Source organism: Streptomyces sp. NBC_00252, from assembly GCF_036187565.1.
In the GTDB taxonomy this organism is placed as follows: Bacteria; Actinomycetota; Actinomycetes; order Streptomycetales; family Streptomycetaceae; genus Streptomyces.
The window spans coordinates 7,211,665-7,224,528 of sequence record NZ_CP108087.1 but is presented as its reverse complement, the minus strand read 5'-3'; the positions used below and the strand labels follow the sequence as shown (position 1 = coordinate 7,224,528).

Sequence of the window (12,864 nt, the reverse complement as noted above, 5' to 3'; positions counted from 1 at the left end):
TCAGCCCGTCCGGCGTTTGAGGACGAGGCCCTTTCGGGGCCGATGCGGGGGGCTGGGGGCGGCAGCCCCCAGGGATGGGACGGGTAGGGGCGGCGGGGGCGAGATCCCTCATCATGGGACACATGCGCGCTGCCCGTCTCATCAAAATGGTGCTGCTGCTCCAGTCCCGCGCCACCATGACCGCCGCCGAACTCGCCCAGGAACTGGAAGTCTCCGAGCGCACGGTCACCCGGGACGCACAGGCCCTCTCCGAGGCAGGCGTCCCGGTGTACGCGGAGCGAGGCCGCGCCGGCGGCTACCGCCTGGTCGGCGGCTACCGCACCCGCCTCACCGGCCTGGCCCGCAGCGAGGCCGAGGTCCTGTTCCTGAGCGGAGTACCGGGCGCGTTGCGCGAGATGGGGCTGGAGGACGCGGCGTCGGCGGCCCGCCTTAAGGTGTCCGCCGCCCTCGTCCCCTCCCTCAGCGACGCCTCCCACACGGCGGCCCAACGCTTCCACCTCGACGCCCCCGCCTGGTTCCGCGAACCGAGAACCCCGGACCTGCTGCCCGTCGTGGCGGACGCGGTGTGGGACGACCGGAAAGTGGTGGCCCGCTACCGCCGCGGCGACGACGAGGTCGAGCGCCCGCTGGAACCGTACGGCCTCGTCCTCAAGGCAGGCGTCTGGTACCTGTGCGCACGCGTGGCCGACCGAGACGCCTTCCGCGTGTACCGCATCGACCGTTTCACGGCGGTGGAGCGCCAGGGCGAGGAACGCTTCGTACGGGACGAGGGTTTCGACCTCCCGGCGTTCTGGGACGAGCGGGCGGAGCAGTTCGCGCGGTCGATCCTGCGGGCGGAGGTGGTGGTACGGCTGTCGGCGGACGGCGCGCGAAGACTTCCGTACGCCGTCGATCCGGCCGCCGCGCGGGAGGCGCTGAAGGCCGCGGACGCGCCCCCGAACGACGACGGGTGGGTGACGGTGACCCTTCCGGTGGAGTCCGAGGAGGTCGCCCGCGGCCAGCTGGCGGAGCTGGGCCCGGAGGTGGAGGTCCTGGCACCGGAGAGCCTGCGGGCACGGTTCGCGACGGACGCGGCACGGCTGGCCGAGCTGTACGGAACATGACCACCGGAGCAACCCCCGGCTCACCTTCCTCACCTCTCCCACCGCTTCGCCGATAACGATCTGCCCCGCTCCAGGTGACAATCCGCTGCACTCCACGTGCGCACCACCCCTCCAGGACCGATGCTTGACCCGTGATGGACGAGACGGAGTTCTGGGAGCTGGTGGACGGCACCCGCGAGGCCGCCGAGGGCGACCCCGAGGAGCAGGCCGACCTGCTCGTCGACCGGCTGCTGCTGCTCGACCCGGAGCTGGTCCTGGACTTCGCCCGGCACTTCGAGGCCCGTTACAACCGCGCGTACACCTGGGACCTGTGGGGTGCCGCGTGGGTGCTGCTGGACGGCGCGAGCGACGACGCGTTCGACTTCTTCCGGTGCTGGCTGATCGGCCAGGGCCGTGAGGTGTACGAGGGTGCCGTGCACGACCCGGACTCGCTGGCCGAACTCATCGACGACTTCGACGACGAGATCGACGGCGACGGGGAGGAACTGGGGTACGCGGCGGACGAGGCGTACGAGCAGCTGACCGGTGCCGTCGCCCCCGACCTGGGGATTCCGCCCGCGCCCGCCGAACCGCTCGGCGCTCCGCTCGACCTGGAGAACGAGGCGGTCCTCGCGGAACGTTTCCCGAAACTTCGGGAGAGGTTCCGGCGGGACTGAGCCGGGGTACTGGCGTGGGTGCCCGCTCTCCGATCGACCCGATCCCAGTGAGGTCACCGTGGCCCGAATACCGTACCCGGAGCGTTCCGCCGAGGCCGTCGACGCGCTTCCCACCCCGTTGAACGCGTTCCGCATGCTCTCCCACGCCCCGGACCTGACGGGCCCGGCGATCGACCTCGGTATGGCGGTGCTCGGCTCGTCGCTGCCGGTGCGGCTGCGCGAGCTGGTGGTGATGGCGGTGGCGACGCACACGGACTGCGCCTACGGAATCGTCCAGCACCGCCCGATCGCGCTCCACGCGGGGCTCACCGTCGACCAGTTGGCGTCGGTGGTCGAACTCCGGCCCGAGGACGGCGAGTTCGACGAGCTCGAGACGACGCTGCTGACCGCGTCGGAGGAGCTGGTGACCCAACACTCGCTCACGGACGGCACGTTGGGCACCCTCCGCAAACATCTGACCGACCGTCAGCTGGTCGAGCTGATCACGACGGTCGGCTACTACACGATGCTCGCCGGCCTCCTGAACGGCCTCGGCGTGGACATCGACCCGGTGGGCGAGAAGTACCTGGGCCTCGGCAGGAGTGTCACAGAAACGTCCTGATGCCGCCGAGGCCAGAACAACTCCGGGGCCGTGAACCTCCAACAGGGCGACAACGCCCGCCAGTTCAGCCCTCGGAGGGGTCATGTTCCCGATCGTCCGCACGCGTTCGATGATTCTGCTCGGTGCCGCCGTCGTCGTGGGGGCCGCCGCGCTGGGCGGCGCCCTGCTGTTCGCCGGCAGGAGCGCCGAGGGCTCGGACCTCGACGACCCGGACCCGCAGGCCGTCAGCGAGGTCGCCGTCTGCTTGGACGTGAAGGTGCACGCCTGGGTCACGATGAACGTCGGCACGGTCGCCGAGCCCGACGACAAGTTCGTCGACTACGACATCGACGCCACCCGCCACGACCACGACCCCTTCGGCCGCACCCTGGCCAAGGGCTGCAACAGCGCCGCCGGAGCCTTCGGATCCCGGATGCGGTTCGAGGCCCCCGGCCTCGACAAGGGCCGCCCCCTCTATGTGACCGCCCCCGCCGACCGCCGACACGTCCTGGTGCTCCGCCTCACCCGGCACCCGGACGGCACGGTCACCAGCACGGAGCAGACGGTCGCCGCCCGCTGACCACGACCGCCTAGGCGGCGGTACGGCGGCGGCTCGTGTCCGTCGGGATGTAGGCCTGCGTCTGCTCGGCCTTGACCGCGTGGTGCATCGGGGCCGCGTTGGCCTGGTCGAGCGCGGAGGCCGTGACGGCGGCCGGGCCGAGGATCACGGTGGCGACCGCGCAGACGACCGCCCAGGGTCCGCGGGCGGATCTGGCCCAACCGGCCGACTTCTCCGTGGTGTTGGAGTGACTGCTGTTCATTTTCCCCACCTCCAGCTCAGTGCGTGTGCATGACGATAGGGAGGCCGGCCAAGGGAACCCGGTGAGTCGCCTGCGAGAAACCTGTGAGCGTGGCGGGGCAAGTGTTCGCCCGGTTCACAGACTTGAGGCCTTGACCGGTGGCGTGACGTCCGGCGTACGGTGGCCGCCGCCGAACAGGAGCGCGCGCCCATGACCAGCCCGTACGTGAAGGGGATCACCCGCGAGGAACACCTCGCGCATCTCCGGCTGCACCCCGACGCGAGCCACCTCCAGATCCCCGAGTGGGCCGATGTGAAGCCCGACTGGACGGCGGAGAGCGTCGGTTGGTTCGAGGGCGAGGCGCTGACAGCCGTGGCGCTCGTCCTGTACCGCGCGTTCCCGGGCACCGGGCGCTGTCTCGCCTACCTCCCCGACGGCCCCGCGATCGACTGGCACAGCCAGCGCCCGGAACGGTATCTGGACCCCCTGATCGCGCACTTGGAGAAGGAGGGCGCGTTCTCGGTCCGCATAGGCCCGCCCCTGGTCGTCCGCCGCTGGGACGCGGCCACGGTGGCGGCGGGCGTCGCCGACCCCTCCGTAGGACATCTGCGCGATCTCCCCACGGACGGCATCGACGCCTACGCGCTGGACGCGGCGGAGCGGCTGCGGCGCCTCGGGTGGAACCGGTGCGAGGAGGAGGACGAGAGCGGCTTCGGCCTCGGCCAGCCGCGCTACGGCTGCCACATCCCCCTGGCCGGCCGCTCGGTGAACGAACTGCGCGCCGCGCTCTCCCCCCACTGGCTGCAGTCGCTGCAGACGGCGGAGGCGGGCGGCGTCGGGGTCTTCTGGGGCTCGGCGGACGACCTCCCCGCGTTCCACCGCCTGTACCGGGCCACGGCGGAACGCGACGGCTTCAAGCCGCGCCCCCTCGACTACTTCCGCCGCATGTGGCAGGCGCTGAACGCCGAGGAACCGGACCGGCTCCGCCTCTACCTCGCCGAGTACGACGACGAGGTCCTCTCCTCCGCCCTCATGATCAGCACCGGGCCCCGCGTCTGGCACTCCTACCCCGCGTCCGGCCGCCGAGGCCGCGAACTGCGCCCCAGCAGCCTCCTGTTGTGGCGCATGCTCTGCGAGGCCCTGGACTCGGGCGCGCACACCTACGACCTCCGCTCCATCACCCCGTCCCTGGTGGCCGAGGACCGCCTTGTGGCCCGCCTCCTCTTCAAGACGGGCGCGGGCGGCCAGGCAGTGGAGTACCTGGGAGAATGGGAACGCCCGGTGGGAAGCCAGGGCAAGGTCCTGCAACGAGCGTTGACCCTCTATCTCTCCCGCAGGTAAAGGGGCGACTCAACGCCCCTGCAACCGCGCCGCCGCCACCCGGACCTCCGGCAGCCGCGCCAGAAGCGCAGCCCCGGGACAGCTCGTCATGTACCCGTCCTTGTGCCCCGCCAGCGCGGGCAGCACCGCCGTCGTACCGGACGCATACCGACTGAGGCTGTTACTGGACACCAGCCGCGCCTTCCCCCGCGGATCGACATCCGCAAGCCCCAGCTTCCAGGCGGCCAACGCGGCGATCGCCTCGGTCATGGCCCGAGGAACAGCCATCCCCGAAGTGAACGTCCCGATCGCCGCGATCCCCGCGGTCCGATGGTTGAACCCCTGCGTGTGCGCGCCCGTGACGGCCCGGTCGACGCCCCCCGCCCGCCCCTCGTAGATCGTCCCGCAGTGATCGACGAGGAAGTTGTAGCCGATGTCGTCCCAGTCCCGGACCCCCGTCTGCCCGGCGTACAGGTACCGGATGATCCGAGGCGCGTCCGCGCAGTCGTACCCGTTGGGCGAGTCCGTGTGATGGACGAAGACGGCGACGACCTTGTCGTCGTACCGCGGCGGCGGCTGCGCGTGCCGCGAGAGCGCGTCGAGCCAGGCGGACCGCGGCACGATGTGCGGCTTGGGCGCGGTGTGCGGCGCGGCGGCGGGCCGGGCCGCGACGGGCGGCCGTACGGCGGCGGCGGTGGCCCGGCGTCCGATGCCGTTCGCGCACAGGGCGAGGACGAGGACCGCGGCGAGGCCGGGCAGACAGGCCAGCAGGACGAGCGCGGAGCGGGGTATTCGTACCCGGCGCCGGCGCCGGGCACCCAGCGTTCTTCTCAGGACACGCATGGTCACACTCTCGGCCGGAATCGCGCCGCCCGCGATGTGTGCTGTGCCACCCGGTGGAACCATCGTCCTGGTCCGGCACGTTTCTGGGGGTACACGCACGCGTGGTGGGTTCACGGGGGCCACGCGCGCGGGACTGATCAGTGGGCCCGTTCCTCGCGTACTAAGGGTTCCGAGAGAAAGGCGGCTCCGTGGACCTGCTCGACCTGCTGTTGTTGCTGGTGATCCTCGCCTACGCGGCGTCGGGGTACCGGCGCGGCCTCGTCGCCGGATGTGTGTCGCTCGCCGGGTTCGTGGGCGGCGCGGTCGTCGGCGTGTGGGTGCTGCCGTGGATGATGGACCTGGTGACACCGGGGACGACGGCGGCGACGGTGACGGCCGTGCTCACCGTCCTGGCTCCGGCGGTGATCGGGCACGAGCTGGCGGGTCGGCTGGCGCTGAAGCTGCGCAAGGAGCTGGACCAGGGCCCGCTGCGGGTGGCCGACGGCATCGGCGGGGCCGCGGCGAACTCGGTGGCGGTGATGCTCGTCGCGTGGGTGGCCGCGAGCGTGCTGGGCGCGTCCTCGTCGGCGACGGTGACGACGGCGATCCAGGACTCGAAGCTGCTGGGCAGCGTGCAGACGCTGATGCCGGACACCACGCCGACATGGTTCTCGCGGGCCACCTCCGCGCTCACCGAGGCGGGCTTCCCGCAGGTCTTCAACCCGTTCGAGAACGAGTCGACGGCCGAGGTCGCCAAGCCCACCGGCGACAGCGTCACGGCCGCCGCGACCAACGCGGCCAAGGTGAGCACGGTCAAGATCGAGGGCTCCTCCGGCACCCAGGGCCGCGAGGGCAGCGGCTTCGTGTACGCGGCGCAGCACGTGATGACGAACGCGCACGTGGTGGCCGGCATCGACGACCCGACCGTCCGCATCGGCGGGGTCGGGCGGTCGTACGAGGCACGGGTCGTCCTCTTCGACCCGCAGAAGGACGTGGCCGTGCTGTACGTGCCGGGGCTGTCCGCGCCCGTGCTGCGCTTCGACGACAGCGCGGCGCGCGGCGACTCGGCCGTGGTCGCGGGCTATCCGCAGGACGGCGACCTGAACCTCCAGGCGGCGACGGTCGCCAACCGGGTGAACGCGACAGGCCAGAACATCTACAACAACGGCACGGTCACCCGCGAGATCTACTCGATCCGCTCCACCGTCCGCCCCGGCAACTCCGGCGGCCCCCTGCTGACGACCGACGGCAGGGTCTACGGCGTGGTCTTCGCCCGCTCCACCTCGGACAACGAGACGGGGTACGTGCTCACGGCCGACGGGGTCTCCGGGGACGCGAAGCGAGCGGCGACGGCGACGGCTCAGGTGGACACGGGGGACCTGGTCACCTCGTAGAGGCTCAGAGGGCGCGGCCCATGAAGACGTCGTCGACGTACTTCCCGTCGAGCAGGAACTCCTCGGGCAGTACGCCTTCCACGGCGAAGCCCTCCGCCTCGTAGAGCGCGCGGGCCGGGGTGTTGTGGCCGAGGACGCGCAGGGTGAGCCGGCGTGCGCCCCGGCGCCTGGCCTCCTCGACGGCGGCCCGGACCAGCGCCCGGCCGACCCCGTGCCCGCGCGCCTCGTCGGCGACGGCGAGGCCCTGGATCTGCCGGACGTGCGCGTTGCAGGCCAGCTCGGTGGGGAAGGCCAGCCGGATGTAGCCGACGATCCGGCGGTCGAGTTCGGCGACCAGATGATCACCGGGCGCGTGCCGCTCGTCGAAGAAGGGGCGGTACGGCGGCTGCGGGCGCGGCATGACCGCGTGCAGGTGGGACCAGGTGGCGCGGTCCAGTGCGCCCAGTTCCTCGTCGTCGTCGGGCAGTGCTGTACGTATGTTCGGCTCGGACATGTGGGCCAGGGTACGGCGGGGCACGGCGTGGCCCTCATGGGGGTTTTACGGATCAACGGGGCAGGATGGGCACCATGGAACCCTCGCGAATCGCGGTGACCGGCGCTTCCGGTCTCATCGGCAGCGCACTGGTGCGGTCCCTGACCGCCGACGGGCACGAGGTGGTGCGCCTGGTGCGGCGCGCGGCCCGGAGCGCGGCCGAGGTGTGCTGGGACCCCGAGGGTCAGTACGTGGACGCGGCCGGGCTCGACGGCTGCGACGCGGTGGTCAACCTCGCCGGTGCGGGGATCGGCGACCACCGCTGGTCGGACGAGTACAAGAAGCAGGTCCGCGACAGCCGCGTCCTCGGCACGGCGGCCCTCGCGGAGGCGGTGGCCACGCTGGACCGGCCGCCGCGCGTGTGGGTGAACGGCAGCGCGATCGGCTTCTACGGCGAGACGGGCGACCGCGCCGTGGACGAGGACGCGCCTCCGGGTGACGGCTTCCTGCCCTCGCTGTGCGTGGAGTGGGAGGAGGCGACGGCACCGGTGCGGGAGGCGGGCATCCGGACGGCGTTCGCGCGGACCGGCCTGGTCGTGGCCCGTGAGGGCGGCGCCTGGGCCAAGCTGTTCCCCCTCTACAAGGCGGGCCTCGGCGGCCACTTCGGGAACGGCCGGCAGTACTGGTCCTTCATCGCCCTGCACGACGAGGTGGCCGCGATCCGCCACCTCATCGACACGGACGGCCTGTCGGGCCCCTTCAACCTCACCGCCCCGAACCCCCTGACGAACCGTGAGATCTCCGCGGCCATGGGGCGCGTCCTCCGCCGCCCGTCCCTCTTCACCGTGCCGGCCCCCGCCCTGAAGCTGGCCCTCGGCGAGATGTCAGGGGAGGTCCTCGGCAGCCAACGGGTGCTGCCGAAGCGGTTGTTGGAGTCGGGCTTCACGTTCGCGTTCCCGGAGATCGAGGGGGCGATCCGGGCGGCGGAGTAAGGGGCGGAGCACACCCCTCGACCACCTCAGCCCCACAACGCTTCGTTTGATGACACACGGCGACCGTATGCGACCGCTGTGCGACCGTGCCCTGTCGATGCGCGACTTCCCTTGACCGAGCGTGGCCCTAACCTCGACCCGAACTCGGGTATCCCTGGAGGCTGTTGGGGGCATGACGCCTTCACCGGCCGCGCAACCCTGAGGAGGGGCACGTGCTTGAGCCCGCGTACCAGGCGGACGTCGTCGTCGTGGGAGCCGGGGTCGCCGGACTCGCCGCGGCTCATCGGCTGATCAGCGCAGGAGTAACGACCGTAGTCCTGGAGGCCGCCCCTTACGTGGGCGGCCGTATGTCGACCGAGAAGGTCGACGGGTTCCGGCTCGACCGGATCGGACAGTTCCTGTCCACCTCGTACCCCGAGCTGCGCCTGACCCCGGGCCTGGACGCCCTGGTGCTGCGCCCCTTCGCACCGGGCGTCCTCCTGCACAGCGACGGCCGTCACCACCACGCGGGCACTCCGGCGCCCGGAGGGAGCGCGTGGGGCGCACTCCACGCGGTACGCGCCCTGGCGAGCGCCCCCAGGCAGGGCGCGGTTCGGAAGGGCCCGCTGTGGGGCGGCCCGGTGACGCGGGGACGCGGAGGCCCCTCCTGGGCCGCGGCGGCGGCAGGCAGTGGGCCGACGCTCAGGGACCGTACGGGAGAAGCGGACGGGGTCGTACCGCACCGGACCACGGCCCGGGGTTCACTCAGGGGCCGCGCGAGTTCGCCGTGGGGCGCTCTGGCGCTCAGGGACCGGGGCACCCCGGCCCTCAGGGCCCGGACGGACGCCTCCTGGGGCGGCCCCACGCTCAAGGAGCGCCCGGTGGACACCCGGGGTTCCTCGGCCGTGCCCAGGTCCCGGTCCGGCGCCCCGCTCGGCGGCCCCGTCGACCAGGCCCGCCTCGGCACCGCGCTGACCCGGCTGGCGGCCACCCCCGTCGAACGCCTCCTCGCCCGCCCCGAGTCGGCCGCGGGCCAGGCCCTCGCCGCCCGTGGCGTACCCGCACGGACCATCGACGGCTTCCTGCGCCCCCTGCTCGCCGCCCTGCTCTGCGACCCGGAGCTGACCACCTCGAGCCGCTGCGCGGACCTCGCGCTGCGCGCCTTCGCGGGCGGCGGGCTGTGTGTGCCGGAGGGCGGCGCGGAGATGCTGCCCGAGGTGCTCGCCGCGGCGCTGCCGACGGGCACCGTACGCACCGGCGTACGCGTGACCGCCGTGGCGACGACGTCGGTGACCACGGCCGAGCACGGCCAGATCCGGTGCCGGGCGGTGCTCGTCGCGACGGACGCGCGCGCGGCGGCCGACCTCCTGCCCGGCCTGCGCGTACCCGACTTCCACCCGGTGACCGTGGTCCACCACACGACCGACGACCCGCCCGCGACCGGCGCAGCCCTCCTCCTGGACTCCGACCGCGGCGGCCCGGTCGCCCACACGGCGATCGTCAGCGAGGTCGACCCGAGCCGCGCACCCGCGGGCCGCGCCCTCGTCTCCTCGACCGTCCTCGGCCCTCCCCCACCGGACGTCGAGACCGCCGTACGCACCCACCTCTCCCGCCTCTACGGCACCTCGACCACCCGCTGGGAGACCCTCGCCGTCCACCACACCCCCACAGCCGTGCCGGTCATGCGCCCACCACACGATCTACGGCGCCCCGTACGCCTGTTGGCCGGCCTCTACGTCTGCGGCGACCACCGCGACACGAGCACGGTCCAGGGAGCCCTGCACTCGGGCCACCGGGCGTCGTCGGCGATCCTGGCGGACCTGGGCGCGGCGGCCTCGATGCACCGAGCAGACCCCATCCCGACAACACAGGCTGCCTGAGATCTTTAGGGGCGCGGGGAACTGCGCGACCAGCCACAACGGCGCCGCGCAGTCCCCCTCACAGCCACCCGCACGGCGAAGGACTCACCCGAACGCGGCGACCTTGTCGCGATACCCCCGCACCGGCGCCGCGTCCTTGTACGGCTCGAGCCGCCGCTCGAAGTCCCGCACGTACTCGACAGCCCGAACCGACCGCATCTCCACCGCCTGCCCCGCCGCCTCCGCCCCCAACGCACAGGCCTGATCCAGCTCACCGAGCCCGAGCCGGGCGGAGGCGAGAACGACCCGGCAGAACAACCGGCTCCGGGCGAACGCGGGCGCCCGCAACTGCAACGACCGCTCCGCATGCTGCGCGGCCGCCCGGAACTGCTGCAGATCCCGATGCGCGTGCCCGAACTCGTCGGCAAGCTGCGCCTCGTCGAAGAACCGCGCCCAGTAAGGCACTTCGTCCCCCGCACGCGCCGTCTCAAGCGCGCGCTCGGCCCGCACGAGCGCCGACGTGCACGCCCGCACCTCCCCGAGCACCCCGTGCGCCCGCGCCTCCACGGAGTGCAGCAGCGACTGCACGACGGGCGGCGCACTCGTCCCCACCCCCTGCTGCGCCACCCGCGCGAGCTGCACGGCCTCGCGCCCGTGCCCGAGGTAGACGGCCTGCCGGCTCATGGTCATGAGCACGTAGGAGCCGTAGGCCCGGTCCCCCGCCGCCTGCGAGAGCCGCAGCGCCTGCACGAAGTACCGCTGCGCGAGCCCGTGCGCGGCGATGTCGTACGACGTCCAGCCCGCGAGCCGGGTGAGGTCGGCCGCCGCGGCGAACAGGCGCCGGCCGGTCTGCTCGCCGTAGGTGCCGCGCAGCATCGGCTCGGTCTCGTGCTCCAGGTAGCGCACGAGGGCCTGGCGGGCGTGACCGCCGCCGTAGGCGTTGTCGAGGGTGCGGAAGAGTTCGCCGACCGAGCGGAGGGCGGAGATGTCGCCGCCGGTGACCTTCTGTCCCGGCCCGCGCTCGGCGGCCTGGCCGCGCTGGCGGGGGACGACGGGGCGGCCCTGCGGGGGCACCCGGTTCGCGGGTTCGGCGCGGCCGACCCGGTCGTCGGCGCGGCCGATCAGCCAGTCCCGGCTGGGCACCACGAGCCCGGCCGGGGTGAAGGCGATCTTCCGCAGTTCGGCGTGGCTGCCGGAGTCCTTGCGCCACAGCCCGCTGACGATGTCGACGGCCTCCTCGGGGGTCGCGGCGAACTCGAGCCCGGCGTACACCGGCGCGCAGGCGTCGAGCCCGAGGTCCTGGGCGGTGAGCCGGCGGCCGAGCCGGCGGGTGAAGACCTCGGCGATGAGGGCGGGCGTGGTGCCTCTGGGCTGCTGGCCGCGCAGCCACCGGGTGACGGATGTCTTGTCGTATCTGAGATCGAGTCCGTGCTCCAGACCGAGCTGGTCCACGCGACGGGCGAGACCTGCGTTGGAGAACCCCGCTTCTGCGATGAGCGCGGCGAGCTGACGGTTGGGAGTGCGCTGCGCGGGTCGTTCCGTCATCTGCGGTGCGGTCTCCTGCCTTTCGGGCCTCACAGAGGCCGATGCGGCCACTGCCTGCCCGGATTGCCTGTGAGCAGCCCTTTTGGCCTCGTGAACGGCGCGAATGTAGCGGAGCGTAAGCATCCCGTCGCACATTCCGACGTGCATTCATCCGATCGTGTGAGGATTGGTCGTAGGGCTGACGGTCCCGGCCGCCCGGTGGGCTGTCAGCGGTCGGTCGTACAGTGGCGTAGGCATGTTTCGTGCCTTACGACTCATAGGTGCTGCTGAGGAGGCGCTTGCCGTGGGTGAGTTGCGGTTCGTCCGGTTGGGCTTCGGCGCGGAGGCCGTCGAGTACCAGGAGGCGTGGGACGAGCAGCGCCGGGTGCACGCGGCCCGCTTCGCCGACGAGGTCCCCGACACCGTGCTACTGCTGGAACACCCCCCGGTCTACACCGCCGGCCGCCGCACCCAGGACAACGAGCGCCCGCTCGACGGCACCCCGGTGATCGACGTCGACCGCGGCGGCAAGATCACCTGGCACGGCCCCGGCCAGCTCGTCGGCTACCCGATCCAGAAACTGCCCCGCCCGGTGGACGTCGTCGCACACGTACGACGCCTGGAGGAGGCGCTGATCCGGGTGTGCGCGGAGTTCGGCGTCGAGACCAGCCGGGTCGAGGGCCGCAGCGGCGTCTGGATCCTCGGCGACCCGGTCGAACAGCGCCCGTCGATCGGCGGCCTCTCCCTCGACTTCGACCCCCGTCTGCACGACGAGGAGTTCGACCCCCGCATGAACGGCCCCGAGTACGCCCCCTCGAACGCCGGCCAGCGCCGCGAGGACCGCAAGATCGCCGCGATCGGCATCCGCGTCGCCAAGGGCGTCACGATGCACGGCTTCGCCCTCAACGTGAACCCCGACAACCGCTGGTTCGACCGCATCATCCCGTGCGGCATCCGCGACGCGGGCGTGGCGTCCCTGGCGGCGGAACTGGGCCGAGACGTGACCATCGCCGAGGTCCTGCCGGTGGTCGAGCGCCACCTGAAGGACGTACTGGAGCACGCGGACCTGAAGCCGCGCGAGATCGAGAAGCGGGACGCCGAGGTGACGTCGGCAACAGTCGCTCCGGTGGGCGTCGCGACGGGGGCAGAGGCATAAGTCGACCCGTCGACCGGTCCGGCGTTCCGCGAGGGCGCGGACACCAGTCAGTACCGAGGGCGCGGGCATAAATCAGTCCGTTCGGCGTTGACCTTTAAGCGCGGTCGGCCTTATCAGCCCGTCCGGCGTTTGAGGACGAGGCCCTTTCGGGGCCGAAGCGGGGGTCCGGGGGCGGCAGCCCCTGGAGGCCAGCACCAACACAGAGCC

At 72.3% G+C, this 12,864-nt stretch carries 13 protein-coding genes; 9 read left to right on the top strand and 4 right to left on the bottom strand.

The annotated features are described in order from the left end of the window. Window positions 1-122: 122 nt before the first annotated feature. From OHT77_RS32035 to OHT77_RS32020, 4 genes are all read left to right on the top strand, one after another. Entirely contained in the window at window positions 123-1,103 is a 981-nt protein-coding gene (locus OHT77_RS32035; protein ID WP_328831898.1) for a helix-turn-helix transcriptional regulator, read from the top strand. Between the two features lie 134 nt (window positions 1,104-1,237). Then, window positions 1,238-1,759, top strand: coding sequence for a DUF4240 domain-containing protein (locus tag OHT77_RS32030; protein ID WP_328834408.1), 522 nt, complete (start codon window positions 1,238-1,240; stop codon window positions 1,757-1,759). Window positions 1,760-1,817: 58 nt separating this feature from the next. Next, window positions 1,818-2,360, top strand: a complete 543-nt coding sequence (locus OHT77_RS32025) for a carboxymuconolactone decarboxylase family protein (RefSeq protein WP_328831897.1) — start codon at window positions 1,818-1,820, stop codon at window positions 2,358-2,360. A gap of 82 nt (window positions 2,361-2,442) precedes the next feature. After that, window positions 2,443-2,919 carry a hypothetical protein gene (locus tag OHT77_RS32020; protein WP_328831896.1) on the top strand — a complete coding sequence of 159 codons (477 nt, stop codon included), beginning with the start codon at window positions 2,443-2,445 and terminating at the stop codon, window positions 2,917-2,919. Between the two features lie 10 nt (window positions 2,920-2,929). Here the strand turns inward: OHT77_RS32020 and OHT77_RS32015 are convergent, their stop codons facing one another. Next, window positions 2,930-3,160 (bottom strand): hypothetical protein, encoded by a 231-nt coding sequence (locus OHT77_RS32015; protein ID WP_328831894.1) that lies wholly within the window; start codon window positions 3,158-3,160, stop codon window positions 2,930-2,932. A 189-nt stretch (window positions 3,161-3,349) separates the two neighbouring features. On the opposite strand from OHT77_RS32015, the gene OHT77_RS32010 reads away from it, so the two are divergent. Next, on the top strand, window positions 3,350-4,480 hold the full coding sequence (locus OHT77_RS32010) for a lipid II:glycine glycyltransferase FemX (protein ID WP_328831893.1): 1,131 nt from the start codon (window positions 3,350-3,352) through the stop codon (window positions 4,478-4,480). A 9-nt stretch (window positions 4,481-4,489) separates the two neighbouring features. Here OHT77_RS32010 and OHT77_RS32005 read toward each other — a convergent pair whose 3' ends face one another. Further along, window positions 4,490-5,302, bottom strand: a complete 813-nt coding sequence (locus OHT77_RS32005) for a peptidoglycan recognition protein family protein (protein WP_328831891.1) — start codon at window positions 5,300-5,302, stop codon at window positions 4,490-4,492. 188 nt (window positions 5,303-5,490) lie between these two features. Between OHT77_RS32005 and OHT77_RS32000 the strand changes: the two genes are divergently transcribed. Then, complete coding sequence (locus tag OHT77_RS32000) at window positions 5,491-6,675, top strand: MarP family serine protease (RefSeq protein ID WP_328831890.1); 1,185 nt, start codon at window positions 5,491-5,493, stop codon at window positions 6,673-6,675. A gap of 4 nt (window positions 6,676-6,679) precedes the next feature. On the opposite strand, the gene OHT77_RS31995 is transcribed toward OHT77_RS32000, so the two are convergent. Then, window positions 6,680-7,168: a GNAT family N-acetyltransferase gene (locus OHT77_RS31995; RefSeq protein ID WP_328831889.1), complete on the bottom strand. Its 489-nt coding sequence runs from the start codon at window positions 7,166-7,168 to the stop codon at window positions 6,680-6,682. A gap of 74 nt (window positions 7,169-7,242) precedes the next feature. Between OHT77_RS31995 and OHT77_RS31990 the strand changes: the two genes are divergently transcribed. Beyond that, window positions 7,243-8,139, top strand: coding sequence for a TIGR01777 family oxidoreductase (locus OHT77_RS31990; RefSeq protein ID WP_328831888.1), 897 nt, complete (start codon window positions 7,243-7,245; stop codon window positions 8,137-8,139). 212 nt (window positions 8,140-8,351) lie between these two features. Continuing rightward, on the top strand, window positions 8,352-9,998 hold the full coding sequence (locus tag OHT77_RS31985; protein WP_328831887.1) for an FAD-dependent oxidoreductase: 1,647 nt from the start codon (window positions 8,352-8,354) through the stop codon (window positions 9,996-9,998). 84 nt (window positions 9,999-10,082) lie between these two features. On the opposite strand, the gene OHT77_RS31980 is transcribed toward OHT77_RS31985, so the two are convergent. Further along, complete coding sequence (locus tag OHT77_RS31980; protein WP_328831886.1) at window positions 10,083-11,522, bottom strand: regulator; 1,440 nt, start codon at window positions 11,520-11,522, stop codon at window positions 10,083-10,085. Window positions 11,523-11,805: 283 nt separating this feature from the next. On the opposite strand from OHT77_RS31980, the gene lipB reads away from it, so the two are divergent. After that, the gene (gene lipB, locus OHT77_RS31975; RefSeq protein ID WP_328831885.1) at window positions 11,806-12,657 is read left to right on the top strand and encodes a lipoyl(octanoyl) transferase LipB; all 852 of its coding nucleotides are present in this window, start codon (window positions 11,806-11,808) and stop codon (window positions 12,655-12,657) included. The last annotated feature ends 207 nt before the right edge of the window (window positions 12,658-12,864 follow it).